We start from the raw sequence: 17,757 nt of genomic DNA on the forward strand, positions 1-17,757 counted from the left end.
GGCCCGACCGAGAGCTTCGTAGTCATGCCAGTTGTGCTCCGAAAACGCATAGGGACGAATGGTGGCGTTCGGGTCCGCATAGAGCGGCACCAGTGATCGGCCCTGGAAGGTATTCGGTCGCTCGATGCCCGCAAGCTCGACGATGGTGGGAGCGATATCGATCACGCTGACCAACGAATCGGAAACCGAACCGGCTGAGGTCACTTGGGGACCCGACAAAATCAGGAACGTTTGCATGCCATCGTCATTCAGGCGAGTCTTGCCGCGAGGGAACGGCCGCCCATTGTCGGACAACACGAATAGATAAGTATTATTCCACAGGCCTTCTTTCTTGAGTTCGTCAACCACTTCGCCGACATAGTGATCAAACCGCGTGACTTCGTTGAGATAGGAAGCGAAGTCCTCGCGGGTTTGCGGTGTGTCGACAAACGCGGGTGGCAATTCGAGTTCCTCGCCACGATGCAGCGGCCCGTATTTCGATTCATCCCACTGGCCATCTGCGTCCCAATTCCGATGCGCATCGAAGCTGGCTAACCACAACATGAACGGCTGGTCGGTGGGCCGGTTTTGAATCGTCTGCACCCAGTTCCCATGCCCGCCACTGTTTTTGGGGGAAGCATTTTTGTCGATTCCCCGGTCAATGTGATCGAACGCCGATGGTGGCGAAACGGCGTCTTCAGGAGTGGGTGTCCACGAGATATGGTTCTTGCCCGAGAGTGCCGTGTAATACCCATTGTCACGCAAGACGCCTGTTACCGAAGGCAGATGCCATGGGATCGGTTTATGCAGTTCGCAGGCTGGGCCATTGTTGTGCGGATAGCGTCCCGTGATGATCGAAGCACGCGAGGGACTGCAACTGCTCGCCGTCAGGAACGCGTTGGTCAGACGTAGACTTTCGCCGGCGAGTGCGTCGAGTCGCGGCGTGCGCGCGTTCACGCTGCCATAACATCCAATGTCTCGGAAGCCAATGTCATCGGCGATGAGCAAGACAAAATTGGGCCGATCAGCTGATTTCGAATCGGTCGATTCGGCTCGTCCCGGCGAAGCCCACAGTAACGACAGCGTGAGGGCGAGAACGGCGGGTGCGGCCGCATGGACAGCGAGCATGGATGAAACCCCAAGAGAGCAATGAGAACATGACAGCTCGCAGCATAGATCCCCCCACCTCCACATTCAACTGATGAAGAGAGTCGGGGCGTCTGCCGAGAAGGTGCAGGCAATTTCCCAGGTGGCTCTCAGTCGACTCAACCCGGATGCGTTTGCAAACGACGTTGATCAGTTTACCCGGATCATTCCCGTGGACAGCATCTCGCGGCTACGTGAAAGTTTTCAATCGCTGACAACGGAGGAACCCGATGCGGTCGCGAACATGGTTGACAATGAGCACTGGAAAATGGCGGTGCTCCGCATCCACGCCATCGGCCAGATCGAGCACGAGGATCTGACGGAAGCGGGGTTTTGGCATTTGGTTTTGCACGGACCGATGGAGTCCTGACTGAAGGAGTAGGGTGATCCATCGGTCCATCTGCCGATTGGCATTCGGCGTTGCAGACCACCGTGGCTGGCGGACGATCCAATGGAATGGGGCCGAATCACAGCACGGACGGTTGATTGAGTCGTCTTCGCGATGTGTGCCGCTGAAGGGGCCCCGGGCGCGTCGGCGAGCCCCCGAATCGAATCTCTCCTCAACACGTCGGGTTGCGACATCAACAAGCCGGCAAGGCGTCGAGTATTGCCCGGTGCCTGACGACGCTCAGTTCACCACTGCGGCACCAAGTTCGATTAAGATCAACGGCCCGCTATCACCGAAGGGGCTGATCATGTCGTCAAACTGATCCCGAGGTGATCTCAACAGCGGCTGGCCTCATTTCAATTTCCCCCAGGGTATCTCTGATGCGACTTCGATCCTCTTTCGCAATCTGTGCCGCAATCGCTTTCGCATGCTACGCGATTGCTCCTGCTGCGCACGGGCAAAGCACCTCCCCACTCTCGGTGATGCCCGATGGGCAGCGACCGCCGGACGGTCGGCTCGGTGAATTGCAAACACTCAACGGGCACTTTCCCTTTGATGTGCCCGAAACGAAAGCCGAGTGGATGTCGCATGCTGAGCATCTGCGGAACACGATCCTGGTGGCCACCGGGTTGTCTCCCATGCCGGAACGGACGCCGCTCAATGCTGTGATTCATGGACGACTGCAACGTGACGGATTCACGATCGAACGGGTGTACTTTGAGAGTCTCCCCGGACACTTCGTGACCGGATTGCTGTTCCGTCCCGACGGTGCGAGCAGCGATCAGGGCAATCCCACCAATGGCCAGCACGCGGGTGTGCTGAGTCCACACGGTCATGGGGGGCGAATGCAAAGATATACCGACGAGCAGATCAAGGAACAGATTGAGGGCGGTGCGGAGCGTTTCGTTCAATCAGGGCAAACCCCCAAACTAGCTCGCTGTGCACAGTTGGCGAGAATGGGCTGCGTGACATTTATCTTCGACATGCTCGGCTACGGCGATTCAAAGCAATTTTCTCAGGACACCGTGCACCGGCATGCGGCGCTGCGTCCGGAAGACCAACGTCCCGCCGACGGTTCGCTGCCCACGTCGTGGCCACTGTTCAGCATTGATGCCGAACTGCGTCTACAGACGGTGATGGGCCTACAAACATGGAATTCGATTCGCGCCTTGGATTTTCTCGCCAGCTTGCCCGATGTCGACGCCGAGCGACTCGGGGTGACCGGAGGCAGTGGCGGTGGAACCCAGACGATCTTGCTCGGCGCGATTGACCCGCGGGTGAAAGTCAGCTTCCCCAACGGCATGGTATCGACATCGATGCAGGGTGGCTGCTATTGCGAGAACTGTTCACTACTACGTGTCGAGGCGGGCAACGTGGAGCTGGCGGCCCTGATGGCGCCGCGGCCCATGGCATGCACGGCAGCCAATGACTGGACGAAAGCCATGCTCGAGGACGGGTACCCAGAACTGCAGCAGTTGTACGGATTGTTTGGCGTTACCGAGAACGTTCATTGCTCAGACCTGTTGAGATTTCGGCACAACTTTAATTACGTTTCGCGTGACGCGTTGTACCCGTGGATGAATCAACATCTTGGACTCGGTATCGACACCCCGATTGTCGAAGCCGACTTTGCAGTGATCACGGATAGCGACGGTGCGGTCTGGAACGATGAGCATCCTCAGCCGACCGAGGTAGGCGTCCAACACGAACAGGCTGTCTGCGACTGGATGGACGATCAGGCGGCCGCTGGTCTCCAAGCATGGTGGCCGAATTCACCGGATCAGATCGCCGACTATCAAGCGCGACTGGGGTCGGCTTGGCGGGCGATTCTCTCGCTCCCCGCCCATTCTGAAGGCGAGCTAAAAATATCCCATGTCAAGGAACAGGGTGAAGCACTCGATTTGGATCGCGTCGAAGTGTCGTCGGGCTTGATCGTGAACTCGCCACGAAAATCGGCGGTACCGTTCGTCTCCCTACGCTCGAAGTCTGCGGCTGACTCCGGCAGCGCCCCAGGAAACACGGTGGTGTGGTTGCGGGATGGCGGCAAAGAATCGCTCAATCAAATGTCCGCTGACGAACGTGAGCTCGTTCAACAATTGGCTGACTCGGGATACGAGATCCTCGTCCCCGACCTGTTCGGACAAGGGGAGTTGTCGTGCGACGGTACCACAGCGGAACGACAGCGAGTGATCGCCGACGAGCGTCCATTCGCGGCGTTCACGTTTGGCTACAACCGCACGTTGATGGCGGATCAAGTCGCCGATGCACTCGACGTACTCGCCTACGGCAGCGAACTCGATGGGAAGACCGTCACGGTCCTCGGCACGGGAGCAGTGGCTCCGGTCGCACTCGCCGCTGCGGCGTTGACCGACACCAACATCGCCGGCGCGGCAGTGATGCTGGACGGGTTCCGCTTCATCGACGCCAATTCGTATCACTCCCCTCGCTTCGTTCCGGGGGCGGTGAAGTACGGTGACATCGAATCCTTGATGACCCTGGCGGCGCCGCGATCGCTGCTGATCCGCGATACCGCGGTTGGCACTGACCGGGCCAGCCAAATCTACGAGTTGTCGGACCATGCCGATCACTTACAGCGATTGGCGACGACCGATGAGGAACTGCCGGTTGATGAATTGATGGAGTTCATGCGAACCTCGACCCATTGATCACGGCTTAGAGCGATTCGCGGGCACGTCAATCCGATCCTCTCGCGGCGATCGCTCGCGGGGATTCCGCGCCACCCAATCGAGTGAAGAGTTCATCGCTGGGTAGCGTGGATGAATGGTGCCTGCCAACTTGGGCCGAGCGACGCATCATCGAGTGTCACGCCGGCCTCGAGAAGGCCGGCGTTATTGACCAGGGGGTTGTCGGGGATCTTGTCCAGCGATCCGGTTGGCAGGAAACCAACATGGCCATCTTCGTAGAGCACATTGATACCGCGGCCACCATGGCTCGTCACGTTGAACCGATAGGAAGCGTGACCGGCAGTCATCGGATTGGGCGGATTGACTCGCACGACCGCCGCATCGCTCATGACTGCAAATCGCGTTCGAGATTCGAACCGTGGCGAGGAGAACTGACCGCCATCGCGGACTCCCAGTGTGTATGCATAATCTCCGCCGGCGGTCATCTGGATCCAACGAAGTATCTCGATGGCCTGCATCTTGCGTTCTCTCGCGTCGGGTTCTCCGATCATGACGCTACGGGCGAGCGATACTTCCCGCCCGATCTCGTCGAGAGTTTCCAGCGTCACCAACACCGAGCGGCTTGGCAGGACAGCGTTTAGTTCCTGCGGGGCTCTCTCAGGTGCCCACCTCTCGCTCCAAAACTCACGGGGACCGATGGAGGGACAAAAGGTTTGTTGGCGGCGATCGAGCAAGCCGCTCCCATGGAGTCGAGGTGCATAGATCCCGGCGAATGCTTGGTATCCGTAAGGTGCGACGGAGGGTAGACGAGACTGAGCATTGCGATCAGCAAACTGCGTCATCGCCAAACCGAGCTCTCTCAGGTTGTTTTGGCAGGCCGCCTTGCGGGCAGCGAACCGCCCTTCGAGCAGGGTTGGCAACGCGAGCGCCAGAAGGATGATCGCCGCAACGACCGACGCCCCCCAATCACGCAGGTTCCATGTCTGGCGACCACCGTCCTCGTCGGTACTGCTTAACGATAACGCACCGAAATCGCTCGCGGGATGCGGTGACTCCCGCTCGTTCGGCCCCCATCCCGCAGGTTCCAGCTCCTCAGCTCCGAATTCCTCAGGCCCCGATCCGGCCGGGACAGGAGCATGATCGAGGGGCGGCAGCGGAGGTAGATTCGCTAATGTTCGTGAAACAAGATCCGCCGGTGGGGCAAGATCGTCGGAATCCAGCGACTCATCGCCATCGAATTCCTCGGCTTCCTCTAAACGCTTGAGCACACGCTCCAATTCGGCCATTTCCCGCCGCGCTTCAGCGTCCTCGCGCAGCCATTGCTCGACTCGACGCATTTCGTCAGGCTCGAGGGCACCGAGCAGATAGCCGAGTAAATCTTCTTGCATCAGCAAGTCAGCCTGGGAAGTGGAGGTGAGAATGTCGTTGGGCTCTCCGAGCCGAACGCGGAGGGTGTTCGCGTTTGACTGAGCGAGAGTCCAAGGGCGTTGCGATACCATGGCTCTACGGAGGTCCTCGCCCGGCGGTTCAGACGGCCTTGGGAACTGGCAATTTGGCCTGTCCAACAGGCTCAGAGCGACGAAAACATCCGTCTACAATGATAGCAGTTTGGCTGCATGCCATTGGTACGGAGCGGGTAGGGCATCGCGTGGGGCGAACTCCAGATGGAGCACGCGGCGGCGCAGGTCCGTGGCGGGGTCGGTAGCGTGGGAACCGTGGCTGAGTAGCGGACGCATGGCAAAAACGTCCCCCGCACGGCAGTAAATGGTCTGGATCTCCTCGGTCGCGGCTGGTTCGGCCCCACCATTTTGGGTCGTCAGATGCGATCGCGGGACGATATACAGCGGGCCATTGTCCGCCCGCATCGGATCCAAATGAAGCCGCAACGTCAGCATTTGCGACATGATCTCGTCGGTCGCTTCGACATGGGGAACCCCCGCTTTGCAGGTCGGCTTCGAGAAGGGCTCCGCAGGCTCGTGATGCTCACGGACCGCGATCGTGCGATCACGATGCAGCGACAACGCCCACCCCTGTCCCGGCGGTTTGTCGAAGTACAAAACTCTCACGACGCAGGCCTTGGGGCCGGCGTAGTCTCGAATCATGCGGGCAATCTGGATATTGTGAATCCACGGTTTCCAGAGCGAATCGTGCTCGATCAAGTTCCGCCCGCCAACGATGTCTCCCTGACGATTCTCGATCCGACTGGCAGCATCCGCCTCGAGGAATTCGGTGATTTCGTTGCCCATCCGCTCACAATCCTCCGGTGAGACGACCTCACGGACGATCCGGTAGCCAAATCGATTTAGCAGTCTCATCGGCATGGTTAGCGGAAATCCCGGGTAGTGGTGGACAGGTTGTTCATCATCTCACTGATGTCTTCGACGCGGCCGACAACCACATGAATCACGCCTTGGCGGTTTTCCAGCTTGCCATCGACCATCCACGCGTTGCTGGCGCGTGCAACCTTGAAAAAGCGTTTCCATACCGCAGCGAATATCACTAAGTTCATCCCCCCCGTTTCGTCCTCGATCGTCACAAATGTAATTCCTTTGGCCGTTGCCGGACGCTGCCGCATCAATACGATGCCTGCGACGCGAACATGCCGGCCATCACGCAGCGACGGTAACTCCTCTGCGGCACGACAGCCCCGTTCTGCTAAAGCACTGCGAAGAAACGATACCGGATGCGCTTTCAAACTCAATCCCGTCGTCTGGTAATCTCGATGAACTTCTTCGACCGGCGTCATCGCGACGAGTTCGTCGGGAACGCTGCAGTCCGGTGCCAGGGACGCCAAGAGCGGCATCGACGCGGACGTGTCATCGGTGGCCAACGACTGCCAAACGGCCGCCCGACGGTCCGCAGCAATGGATGCCAGGGCATCAGCGTCGGCGAGGGTCGCGATCACGCCGCGCGGCAGTTCGGCCCGCCGTGTGAGGTCGTTTAGGTCCGTGAAAGGGCCGCCCGAATCGCGGGCGAGACAAATCCGCTCCGCTGCCGCCGACGCGAGCCCGCGAATCATCTGCAGCCCCAAGCGTATCGCCGGCCCCTCCCGAGTCGCGTCCGCGACCAAGCGCGTTCGCACATCGCTGTGATTGACATCGACGCCATGGACGCCAACGCCGTGTTTCTGCGCATCGTTGATGAGCTGTGCGGGAGCATAGAACCCCATGGGCTGACTATCGAGCAGCGCCGCACAAAACGCGGCGGGGTAATGACGCTTTAAATAGCACGAGGCGTAAACCAACAGCGCAAAACTCGCTGCATGCGATTCCGGGAACCCATATTCGCCAAACCCTTGGATCTGGTGGAACACCTGCTCGGCAAATTCCTCACTCAACCCGTTGGCGGCCATCCCGTCGAGTAGCTTGACACGAAATGCGTCGATCATGCCCGGCCGGCGCCATGCCGCCATGGCGCGGCGAAGCTGATCGGCTTCGCCCGGCGTGAATCCGGCGGCCACGACGGCCAAGCGCATCGCCTGCTCTTGAAAAATCGGCACACCGAGCGTTTTCTCGAGCACCCGCCGGACCGCATCATTGGGATACATCGCCGCGGCGGGGTTCTCGCGGGCGGCCAGAAAGGGATGCACCATGTTGCCCTGGATCGGCCCCGGGCGAACGATCGCGACTTCGATCACCAGATCATAAAAACAACGCGGGCGAAGCCGCGGCAGCATGCTCATCTGCGCCCGACTCTCGATTTGAAAAACGCCCATCGTGTCAGCGGCACAGATCATGTCGTACGTCGGTGTGTCGTCAGCGGGGATCGTTGAGAGCGATAGGTCGCGGCCATGATGTTGTCGGACCAGCTCAAAGCATCGCCGGATCGCCGACAACATGCCCAGGGCCAGCACATCGACCTTCAGAATCCCGAGTTCGTCGAGGTCGTCCTTGTTCCACTGGATGATCGTGCGGCTGGCCATCGCCGCATTCTCGACAACGCATAGCTCGCATAGATTCCCCGCCGTCATCACCATCCCACCGACGTGTTGGGATAGGTGACGTGGGAAACCTATGAGTGTCTCGGTGAGGTACAGAAACCGTTTGCCCAGCGGCGTGTCTGGATCCAGGCCCGCGTCGCGGCACCGCTGGGGCAATTCCGGCTCACTGCTGTAGCTGCCTGCGAGTTTCGCCACCGCGTCGATAACGTCCGGAGAAATGCCGAGCGATTTGCCGACCTCCCGAATCGCACTCTTGGCACGGTAGGTCGTCACCGTGGCCGTCAAACCAGCTCGATCGCGACCGTACTTTTCGTATAGATACTGCAGCACCTCTTCGCGACGCTGATGCTCGAAATCAACATCGATATCAGGAGCTTCGTTTCGCTCGCGGCTGATAAACCGCTCAAACAGCAAATCGGTTTGAGTGGGGTCGACAGAGGTAACCCCCAAACAATAACAGACCGCGGAATTGGCGGCCGAGCCACGGCCCTGGCACAGGATATTTTGCGACCGCGCAAATCGGACCAAATCCCACACCGTTAGGAAGTAAGCCTCGTAGTGCAGCTCCTCGATCAACGCAAACTCATGACGCAGCATCTCGATCACGCGCGGGGCTACCCCATCGGGCCAGCGCTGCTGCGCTCCCTCCCATGCCAGCCGCTTGAGATGCTCGATCGGTGTTTTACCGGGCGGAGCCAGCTCGATGGGGTACTCGTACCGCAGCTCGTCGAGACTGAAGCGGCAGCGAGAGGCGACCTCCACCGTGCGCGCGATCGCATCGGGGACATCACGATACAACTCGCTGATTTCATCCAAGGTACGGAGGTGGTGCTGACTGTTGCGCAGTCGCTCGCGGGCGATTTCGGCGATCGTACTGTGGTTGGCAATCGCGGTGAGGCAGTCGTGCAATACCATTCGCTGCGCCGAGTGATAGCGCACATCACCACTGGCCAACAGCGGCACGTCGCACGCGAGCGAGAGATCCCGTAGCCACGCCGCTTTGCCCGCATCATCGACACCGCGGTGAAACGACGCGAGCATGTAGCCGCCATCATCGAACACGTCGCGAAACGGACCTCGTAAGAAAGATCGCGAATGATTGAGCGCATGTTCATCGCTGCCGGAGTCGACAATCACCCCCGCTAAAATACCCTCAGCGAATCCGGCGATGTCGTCGAAGCTAAGTTCGCAGCGGCCTTTCTCGCAGCGCATCCTGCCCAGCGACAGCAGCCGGCACATGCGCCCGTACGCCGCCCGGTCGGTCGGCCATAGCACCATCGCAGGCGCATCGAGCGGATGCACCTCAGCGCCGACGATGTACTGCAGTCCGAGTTCCTTGGCGGGAGCATGCCCGCGCACCACGCCTGCAATCGATTCGCGGTCGGTCAGGGCCAGCCCCGCGTACCCCAGTTCGGCGGCACGCTGCACCAGTTCATCGGGGTGCGAAGCCGCCTCGAGGAAGGAAAAGTTGCTACGGCAGTGGAGCTCGACATATTGCATGGACGGTTTACTCATGCTGGCGAGTGGTCTTAATACGCTGTTTCCTCATCTTGCCGTACAGGGTCGTCGGCTTGAGCCCCAATGTTTCGGCCGCGCCGCCAGGTCCGTAGATTTTCCCATCGCAGCGTTGGAGTGCGTCCAAAATCGCGTGCCGTTCGATTTCCGCCAGCGTCGCGGGAACACCTGGGGTCCCCGCGAGCGGCCCCTGCTGAGCGAGCGAGCCCTGCTGAGCGCTGCCGGGCGACGATCCACCACCCGCTAACCACGAGGACTCGATCGACAGGGTGTCGCCGCGACTGATGATCATCGATCGTTCGATGATGTTCTCAAACTCACGAACATTGCCTGGCCACTCGTATTGCATCAGAATCTCCATCGTATGGCGATCGACGCGCGTGATCGGCTTATTCATCCGTTTGGAAAAGCGAGCGACGAAATGATTCAACAGTGCGGGGATGTCTTCACGCCGCTGACGCAGTGGTGGGACGAGGATGGGAAAAACGTTCAGCCGGTAATAAAGATCATCTCGAAATTCGCCGGCCTCCGCTGCGGCCTTCAGATCGCGGTTGCTCGCCGCGATCACGCGTGTATCGATCTCGATCGGTTCACTACCGCCGACCCGTTCGATCTCACGCTCCTGCAATACCCGTAGCAGCATGACCTGGGTCTCGGCAGGTACCTCGGAGATCTCATCGAGAAAGATACTGCCGTGATGGGATAACTCAAAACGACCTCGCCGACGCTCGGTCGCCCCTGTAAACGCACCGGATTCATGGCCAAATAGTTCACTGGCGATCAGTGTCGGGGCGAGCGAGGCGCAGTTGACTTTCACCAACAGATTTTTGCTCCGTGAACTGCTCTCGTGAATCGCCCGCGCGATCAACTCCTTGCCCGTCCCGGTCTCGCCGAGAATCAACACGGTCGAATCGGTCAGCGCGACCTGTTCGACGGCAACTCGAACCTGCCGCATCGCGGGCGAGTCGCCGATGATGTTGCCAAAGTCATGATCCGTTCGAATCTCGTCACGCAGATAGACGTTCTGCTGCTCGAGCTCTCGCTTGAGGCGGTCGATCTCGCTGTACGCTGACGCATTGTCCAGTGCGATCGATAGCTGGCTGCATATTTCACGCAATAGCTCAAGGTCCCAATGATCGGGTTGTTGCTCGTCCCGCGAGACAATTCCCAACACCCCCACGCTCTGATCACGTGAGAGCAAAGGCAAGTAAACCTTCGATCCGTATCCCGTTTCAAAAAGTCGCTGATCTTCGGGAAAAGAATGGTCCTGCCGCAGCGATCGAACCACCTGCGGCACATGATGCTGCATCACCCAATCGAATGCCGAACCCGGCAGCGCCTGGGTGGGAACATCAGGCCAGTATTCTCGGTCCCCTGTGAACTCCACCGCGAACCCATGGCGTGTCGGCGACTTTGACGAGGTCAGCAACAAACTGACGCGATCGCAGCCCAGCTGTTTGTGAATCTGCACGGCGGCATGCTGGAACACCTCGCGGATGTCGAGGCTGGAGTTCACCACCCGGCTCATCTCAACGAGCAATCGATACCGGCTTTCGGATTGGCGAAGTTGCTGCGTCTGTTTGTCAACTTCGCTCTGGAGCGTATCGAGAAAGTCATCTTTGGCAGAGTTCGCCAACGCGAGCTCCTGATTGCTCTGCCGCAACTGCCCAATCAAACGAGTCTTCTCAACACCAATCGCAATCGGGCTGGCCAGGCGGCCGAGCAATTCGGCGTGGGCCGCCGTGTAGGTATTCGCCTCTCGCGAGGAGAAAAAGATCACCCCGATCGGCTGGCCATCGGCGAGTAGCGGGAGCGTCAAACTCGACCGCATGCCTTCGCGGACGATCAATGCCGTGGAACTCGACGTCGGCTTGCGACGGGAATACTCGCCGAGGTCGGCGATGATTCGTGGCTCGCCCGTCTCGAGCAGCGGCGCCAGCGTCGACCCCTGGACTCGCGCCGCGTAACCGGTCTTCAGATTCACGTCCCCATCGGACCGACAGGCGACCAACCGAAGGACATGCGCGGGCTCTTCAAGAAGCGCCACGGCAATGCGGTTGTAGGGAACGACCCCCGAGAGCTGGTCGAACACCGACGCCAACAGCTCGTCCAAGCCATGCCCCATATTGAGCTGGCGGAGCATCCGCTCAAGGAGCCGTTCGTAGGTCGGAGTCGAGGCGGTGGGAGTGGGGGCGGTCGGAGTCGAGGCGGTCGGAGTCGAGGCGGTGGGAGTCGAGGCGGTCGGAGTGGGGACAGGCACAGCAATCTTCCTCGGGGCGGACCGGCAGCATCCAACTCAATATCACCACATGACCACATTTCGTCAACCGCAACCTCTAGCGACAAATAGGCTGTCTTTTCGTGTCCGATGCCCCTGCCGCCACCAAAACCAACCATATATGGTCACGCGTGTCCTTTCACTTAAAACTCACTAGGATCCGTAAGTTATTGATGGCAATGGGTTTGCGGGCGATTAAGAAACTTGTTCCGTGAAACTGGCGCACGATATGCATCTAAGGGTTTCGCTGAACGTCCACGAGTGACGTCACGAGCTGTCTGCAGTCGCTGCATCGCGAACGCTTCGTTCTACTGAACCCTTCATTTTTCCATGACCCACGTTGTTGCCGAGCCGTGTTACGAGTGCAAGCACACCGATTGCGTCGTGGTTTGTCCGGTGGAGTGCTTTCACGAGGGGCCGAAGATGCTGTACATCCATCCGGACGAATGCATCGATTGCGAAGCGTGCGTGCCGGAGTGCCCGGAGGAAGCGATCTTTCACGAGGATCACTTGCCGGCAGACTGGGTCCCATTTCGTGACCTAAACGCCACGATGGCTCGACAAACTCCCCCCATGACGGGCTCGATCGAACGCACACCTCACGGTGGTGGTTCACCATAACCGCCCTGCGGGCTAGGCTACGCTTCGGCTCGAAACTCATCCATAATCTATTCTGATCGACCTCATTCGTCCTGCTCTGAATCGACATCCAAGGCCACCCCGGAGAATCAATCATGTCAACTGAAAACGCGATGCTGGAAGAATACGCCCAGCGCGAATACGAGCACGGTTTTGTCACCGACATTGAGGCCGATGCGATTCCAGCCGGTCTCAGCGAGGACGTCGTGCGACTGATCTCATCGAAGAAGAACGAACCGGAGTGGCTGCTCGAATGGCGGCTCAAGGCGTATCGGCATTGGCTGACGCTGGAGGAGCCTACCTGGCATAATGTTCATTATCCGAAGATCGATTACCAAGCCTCGGTCTACTACTCAGCCCCCAAAAAGAAGCCACAGCTGAGCAGTCTCGACGAGGTCGACCCGGTGCTGTTGGAGACATACGAGAAGCTCGGCATCCCGCTCGAAGAGCAGAAGGTGCTCGCCAACGTCGCCGTCGACGCGGTATTCGACAGTGTTTCGATCGTGACCACATTCCGCGAGACGCTGGAGAAACACGGGGTCATTTTCTGCCCGTTTTCCGAAGCGGTCCATAACCATCCCGAACTGATCAAGAAGTATCTCGGCTCGGTGGTCCCCTACTCCGATAACTTTTTCGCGTCCCTGAACTCAGCTGTGTTCAGCGACGGATCGTTCTGCTACATCCCCAAGGGTGTTCGCTGCCCGATGGAGCTCTCGACGTACTTCCGTATCAACGCCCAGAACACAGGCCAATTCGAGCGGACGCTGATCATTGCCGAGGAAGGCAGTTACGTCAGTTACCTCGAGGGCTGCACCGCTCCCAAGCGAGACGAAAACCAGTTACACGCTGCGGTTGTGGAATTGGTTGCCATGGACGACGCCCAGATCAAGTATTCGACGGTTCAGAACTGGTATCCCGGCGACAGCGAAGGCAAAGGCGGCATCTATAACTTCGTGACCAAGCGAGGTGCGTGTCGCGGCGAGAACTCGAAGATTTCTTGGACGCAGGTCGAAACCGGCTCGGCGATCACCTGGAAATACCCCAGCGTGATCTTGCAGGGTGACAACTCGGTCGGCGAATTCTACAGCGTCGCCGTGACCGCCAATCACCAGCAAGCCGACACCGGCACGAAGATGATCCACATCGGCAAAAACACCAAGAGCACCATTATCTCGAAAGGTATCTCGGCGGGCGTCGGTCAGAACAGCTACCGTGGCGAGGTGAAGATCATGAAGGGTGCCACCAACGCACGTAACTTCTCCCAATGCGATTCGATGCTGATCGGCGATCGCTGTGGTGCCCACACGTTCCCCTACATCGAAGTTCGAAACACGACCGGCAAGGTCGAGCATGAAGCGTCAACGTCCAAGGTCGGTGAAGATCAAATCTACTACCTCCGGCAACGTGGCTTGTCCACCGAGGACGCGGTCAACATGATCGTCAACGGATTCTGCAAGGAAGTCTACGACGTGTTGCCAATGGAATTCGCCGTCGAAGCACGCAAGCTTCTCAATGTCAGCCTCGAAGGCAGTGTCGGCTGACCCGTGTCGGCGCACCATTCCAAAACACAAAACACTACTCCACCATCCAATTCATTTTCAACCATGTTAGAAATTAAAAACTTACACGCTCGCAGTGAAGACACGGAGATTTTGCGAGGCATCAACTTGAGTGTTGCCGCGGGCGAAGTCCACGCGATCATGGGCCCCAACGGCTCGGGCAAGAGCACACTGGCACACGTCCTCGCCGGGCGGGAGGACTACGAAATCACCGAGGGTGAAGTACTCTACAACGGTAAAAACTTGCTCGACATGGAAATCGAAGAGCGGGCCGCCGAAGGTGTGTTCCTCGCTTATCAATACCCCGTCGAAATCTCCGGCGTCAGCAACAAGTACTTCCTCAAGGCGGCAATCAACTCGATTCACAAGTATCGGGAAGAGCCCATCATCAGCCGCAAGGACTTTGTCGCCATGCTCAAGGAAAAACTTGAGCTGCTCGGCATGGACAAATCAATGATGGACCGCAGCGTGAATGAAGGTTTTTCGGGCGGCGAGAAGAAACGCAACGAAATCCTTCAAATGGCGATGCTACAACCTAAACTTGCGATTCTCGATGAAACCGACTCCGGCCTGGACATCGACGCGTTGAAAATTGTCTCCGAAGGCGTCAACGCGCTGCGAAGCCCTGAGCGAGCGATCATTGTGGTGACGCACTACCAACGGCTGCTCGACTACATCGTCCCCGATAAGGTCCATGTGCTGGCCGGTGGCAAGATCGTCCGTAGTGGCGACAAATCGCTCGCCCTCGAACTCGAAGACAAAGGCTACAGTTTCTTGCAATCGGGTGCCGAACCCGTCGCCGCCAGTTAGGCAAGTGCAGGGAGTCGTTGCCGCACGATTGCAGCGCCCGCCTCGCCAGACGGCGCGGGATCGCAGTCCCCGTCAAAATCCACGCTCCAACGAGCGTAACGGCGATTTGCAACGATCGGTAAATCGACCCTGACAGCGGCCCGCGCCGCCCGCCTCGCCCCCGTGGCAAATCGAAACACCCCACCACTCAATCACTCTCAACGATCATCATGATTGCTACTCAATCCGACGCGTTTCAAGAATCCTTTGCGGCGTTCGAGTCCGAACAGTCTGCGACGTCACCGACTTGGCTGAACGAAGTTCGCGAATCCGCCTGGGAACGTTTTCTTGCTGAGGGGATGCCGACGCGGCGTGACGAAGATTGGCGATTCACTCCGGTTGCATCGTTGGCGGGGCGTCCGTATCGCAACGTGCAGTCCCTGACACTGGCGTCCGATGCCGTTGACGATCTGCTAGGTCGCGCCAAGCTTGACGACAATTTCCACCGCCTCGTGTTCGTCAACGGCCATTACATTGAGCGTGGCTCGTCGAGTCACGAGCTGCCCGCCGGCGCAATCGTCGAAAGTCTGGCTAGCTCGATTCGAGAGGGCCGTGAACCAGCACGACAACTGCTCTCCCAGCCTGTCGGCAAAGAACAATCAACCTTTACCGACCTGAACACCGCGTTCGTGAGCGACGGAGCAGTGATTGACATCGCTGACGAAGTGGCCTTGGATCGCCCGGTTCACCTGATTTTTCTGTCGGTCGAAGACGGTTCGACGGTCTGCCATCCACGCAACCTGATCCGGCTCGGCAAAGGCAGCAGCGCCACCGTCATTGAAACCTACATCGGGCGTGAGGGCGACGGCTACTTCACCAATGCGGTCACGCAGGTGGAGATCGCCGAAGATGCTGACCTGGACCATCACAAGTTGCAGCATGAGCAACGCGATTCGCTGCATATCGCCAGCACGCATATCGATCAAAAGGATCGTAGTAAATTTCGCTCGCACTATTTCTCGTTCGGCGCGGCGTTGGCACGTAACGAACTGAACTGCATGCTCGATGGCGAGGATATCGTTTCGACCCTCAACGGGCTTTACATGCCCACCGGTGAGCAGTTGATGGACTGCCGCACGCGGATCGATCACGCCAAGCCGAACTGCAACACGTATGAATTGTACAAGGGCATCTTGGACGATCGAGCCCGCGGGGTATTCAACGGCAAGATCTTCGTGCACCAAGATGCCCAAAAGACCGATGCCAAGCAGAGCAACCAAGCCCTGCTGTTGTCCGACGATGCGATCGTCAACACGAAGCCGCAGTTGGAAATCTATGCCGACGACGTCAAGTGCACACACGGCGCAACGATTGGTGAACTTGATGAACAGGCGCTTTATTACCTGCGTTCACGGGGCATCCCAGTCGGACTGGCGCGGAAGATGTTGATCTTTGCCTTTGCCAACGATGTCGTGCAAGGCGTCCAAGTCCCCGCGGTCGTCGATCACCTCGAAGCGATCTTGCTGTCGAGCCATGGACTGCCTGACGTTTAGGATCGAACGCCCCTCGGAATGAGTTTCTTTCGCATTGCTGCTCGCTCCCCATCGGTGAGCGAGAATTGGCCGAGACGTGCCGACGCCGCTCGGAGGCTGTTCGCGCTGCTATACTGTCGGGCCATCCGCACTACGGCCGCCACAATTCACCCGACCAACGGACCTTAGGACACCAGGAACAATAAGTGACGGGTTTACCGTAGTGGATCTTGTTAAAGATCCTGTTCTGGATGGATCTTTAACAAGATCCACTACGCCAGTTATTGATCTCACGTTGCTTATCTTCGGGTTCGCTGACATCAATGGGCGTCGCGGTTCCAGCCTCTCCCTCGTTCAGCATGCAATTCCATCATGAAACGATTTGTCGTCACCCTGAGTCTGTGTTTTTCGGCGTTCGCCACCACTGCCTACGCCAATGAGTCAGCATCATCCGGCCCCGCGGCAACGCCGCCCGTGCTGTTTAACGGCGAGACCCTGTCGGGTTGGCACGTCGCCCCCAAAAAACTGGCGAACCAATGGAGCGTTGTCGATGGGATGATCGCCGGCGACAACGCCGACAAGAAGGGCTCGGTTTTGTGGTCAGACGCAGACTACGGCGATTTTGAATTGACCCTCGAGTACCAAACCGATTCGCCTGATTATGATTCCGGCGTCTTCCTGCACGGCGATTCGCATCAAGTTCAAATTGGCATTTCACGATCCTTGAAAGTCGACCTGACCGGATGCATCTATGCCCCCGTCGACAAACAGGGTGCGTACCCTGCGAAATCGGATCGAGTTGAAGCGGTTCACGACTTGGGCAAGTGGAATAAACTGCGGATGATTGTCAGCGGCAAACGCATCCAAACATTCCTGAACGACCAACCGTTCGTGGACTACACCGCGATCAAGTTTCCCGCCCAAGGTAAAATCGGCCTGCAACTGCACCAGGGCGTCCATCAGAAGATGCTGTTCCGAAACATCGTTCTCACCACTGAGTAGTCAACGAACGACGAGACGCATTTCAATGAACTGATTGCAACGCCCCTTGGGCCGTTTGGGTGTCGTGCTAATCGTGGCCGGCCGCCGGTTCACGCTCAAATTGTTGCCATTTCGGATCGGCGTTGAGGTCGTTGTGACCGGATGCGATTCTGCAAAAGGACTGCGTGCGACCGCCCCCCTCTTCGGCCTCATCCAGGTTCTTGCGGGCATCGAGCAGTTGCTCAAGAGTGCGGCCATTTCAATCGCGTCAGGGGATCTCTCGACCGGCGGATCGACTCAAGCGGCGTGACGACACCCATTCTCTGGCACACAAACCAACCGCAAATGTTGTATCGGAACGACGAG

At 58.5% G+C, this 17,757-nt stretch carries 13 protein-coding genes (1 of these 13 only partly in view); 8 read left to right on the plus strand and 5 right to left on the minus strand.

What is annotated here, in order from left to right; genetic code table 11:
* Positions 1 to 1,107, minus strand: partial view of a sulfatase family protein gene (locus tag SH410x_RS17305; protein WP_473669276.1) — the 5' portion only. Its footprint begins 444 nt before the window's first position; 1,107 of the gene's 1,551 nt are visible here — the first part of the coding sequence; its start codon is at positions 1,105 to 1,107; the stop codon falls past the left edge of the window.
* 73 nt (positions 1,108 to 1,180) lie between these two features.
* Here SH410x_RS17305 and SH410x_RS17310 point away from each other — a divergent pair, with 73 nt between their 5' ends.
* On the plus strand, positions 1,181 to 1,495 hold the full coding sequence (locus SH410x_RS17310; protein WP_473669278.1) for a hypothetical protein: 315 nt from the start codon (positions 1,181 to 1,183) through the stop codon (positions 1,493 to 1,495).
* A gap of 398 nt (positions 1,496 to 1,893) precedes the next feature.
* Positions 1,894 to 4,179 carry an alpha/beta hydrolase family protein gene (locus SH410x_RS17315; RefSeq protein ID WP_473669280.1) on the plus strand — a complete coding sequence of 762 codons (2,286 nt, stop codon included), beginning with the start codon at positions 1,894 to 1,896 and terminating at the stop codon, positions 4,177 to 4,179.
* 92 nt (positions 4,180 to 4,271) lie between these two features.
* On the opposite strand, the gene SH410x_RS17320 is transcribed toward SH410x_RS17315, so the two are convergent.
* The 4 genes from SH410x_RS17320 to SH410x_RS17335 form a co-directional block, all read right to left on the minus strand.
* On the minus strand, positions 4,272 to 5,657 hold the full coding sequence (locus SH410x_RS17320; RefSeq protein ID WP_473669282.1) for an anti-sigma factor family protein: 1,386 nt from the start codon (positions 5,655 to 5,657) through the stop codon (positions 4,272 to 4,274).
* 93 nt (positions 5,658 to 5,750) lie between these two features.
* Positions 5,751 to 6,473: a phytanoyl-CoA dioxygenase family protein gene (locus SH410x_RS17325; RefSeq protein ID WP_473669284.1), complete on the minus strand. Its 723-nt coding sequence runs from the start codon at positions 6,471 to 6,473 to the stop codon at positions 5,751 to 5,753.
* Positions 6,474 to 6,481: 8 nt separating this feature from the next.
* Positions 6,482 to 9,613: an error-prone DNA polymerase gene (locus SH410x_RS17330; RefSeq protein WP_473669286.1), complete on the minus strand. Its 3,132-nt coding sequence runs from the start codon at positions 9,611 to 9,613 to the stop codon at positions 6,482 to 6,484.
* Entirely contained in the window at positions 9,606 to 11,873 is a 2,268-nt protein-coding gene (locus tag SH410x_RS17335) for a sigma 54-interacting transcriptional regulator (protein ID WP_473669289.1), read from the minus strand. The genes SH410x_RS17330 and SH410x_RS17335 overlap by 8 nt, the downstream gene beginning before the upstream one ends.
* 348 nt (positions 11,874 to 12,221) lie before the next feature.
* On the opposite strand from SH410x_RS17335, the gene SH410x_RS17340 reads away from it, so the two are divergent.
* The 6 genes from SH410x_RS17340 (at position 12,222) to SH410x_RS17365 (ending at position 17,701) form a co-directional block, all read left to right on the plus strand.
* Positions 12,222 to 12,512 carry a 4Fe-4S dicluster domain-containing protein gene (locus SH410x_RS17340; RefSeq protein ID WP_473669291.1) on the plus strand — a complete coding sequence of 97 codons (291 nt, stop codon included), beginning with the start codon at positions 12,222 to 12,224 and terminating at the stop codon, positions 12,510 to 12,512.
* Between the two features lie 113 nt (positions 12,513 to 12,625).
* Entirely contained in the window at positions 12,626 to 14,071 is a 1,446-nt protein-coding gene (sufB, locus tag SH410x_RS17345; RefSeq protein WP_473669293.1) for a Fe-S cluster assembly protein SufB, read from the plus strand.
* A 63-nt stretch (positions 14,072 to 14,134) separates the two neighbouring features.
* On the plus strand, positions 14,135 to 14,899 hold the full coding sequence (gene sufC, locus SH410x_RS17350) for a Fe-S cluster assembly ATPase SufC (RefSeq protein WP_473669295.1): 765 nt from the start codon (positions 14,135 to 14,137) through the stop codon (positions 14,897 to 14,899).
* Between the two features lie 209 nt (positions 14,900 to 15,108).
* Positions 15,109 to 16,431, plus strand: a complete 1,323-nt coding sequence (gene sufD / locus SH410x_RS17355; RefSeq protein ID WP_473669297.1) for a Fe-S cluster assembly protein SufD — start codon at positions 15,109 to 15,111, stop codon at positions 16,429 to 16,431.
* A gap of 351 nt (positions 16,432 to 16,782) precedes the next feature.
* Positions 16,783 to 17,412 carry a 3-keto-disaccharide hydrolase gene (locus tag SH410x_RS17360; protein ID WP_473669299.1) on the plus strand — a complete coding sequence of 210 codons (630 nt, stop codon included), beginning with the start codon at positions 16,783 to 16,785 and terminating at the stop codon, positions 17,410 to 17,412.
* A 34-nt stretch (positions 17,413 to 17,446) separates the two neighbouring features.
* Positions 17,447 to 17,701, plus strand: coding sequence for a hypothetical protein (locus SH410x_RS17365; RefSeq protein WP_473669301.1), 255 nt, complete (start codon positions 17,447 to 17,449; stop codon positions 17,699 to 17,701).
* Positions 17,702 to 17,757 lie beyond the last annotated feature (56 nt).

It is taken from the genome of Rhodopirellula sp. SH410, assembly GCF_055811895.1.

Bases quoted from the DNA above. Each gene is read 5' to 3' on its own strand.
- SH410x_RS17320 (WP_473669282.1), bottom strand. From the start codon at position 5,657: ATGGTATCGCAACGCCCTTGGACTCTCGCTCAGTCAAACGCGAACACC.
- sufD (WP_473669297.1), top strand. From the start codon at position 15,109: ATGATTGCTACTCAATCCGACGCGTTTCAAGAATCCTTTGCGGCGTTC.
- SH410x_RS17315 (WP_473669280.1), top strand. From the start codon at position 1,894: ATGCGACTTCGATCCTCTTTCGCAATCTGTGCCGCAATCGCTTTCGCA.
- SH410x_RS17340 (WP_473669291.1), top strand. From the start codon at position 12,222: ATGACCCACGTTGTTGCCGAGCCGTGTTACGAGTGCAAGCACACCGAT.
- sufC (WP_473669295.1), top strand. From the start codon at position 14,135: ATGTTAGAAATTAAAAACTTACACGCTCGCAGTGAAGACACGGAGATT.
- sufB (WP_473669293.1), top strand. From the start codon at position 12,626: ATGTCAACTGAAAACGCGATGCTGGAAGAATACGCCCAGCGCGAATAC.
- SH410x_RS17330 (WP_473669286.1), bottom strand. From the start codon at position 9,613: ATGAGTAAACCGTCCATGCAATATGTCGAGCTCCACTGCCGTAGCAAC.
- SH410x_RS17310 (WP_473669278.1), top strand. From the start codon at position 1,181: ATGAAGAGAGTCGGGGCGTCTGCCGAGAAGGTGCAGGCAATTTCCCAG.
- SH410x_RS17360 (WP_473669299.1), top strand. From the start codon at position 16,783: ATGAAACGATTTGTCGTCACCCTGAGTCTGTGTTTTTCGGCGTTCGCC.
- SH410x_RS17325 (WP_473669284.1), bottom strand. From the start codon at position 6,473: ATGAGACTGCTAAATCGATTTGGCTACCGGATCGTCCGTGAGGTCGTC.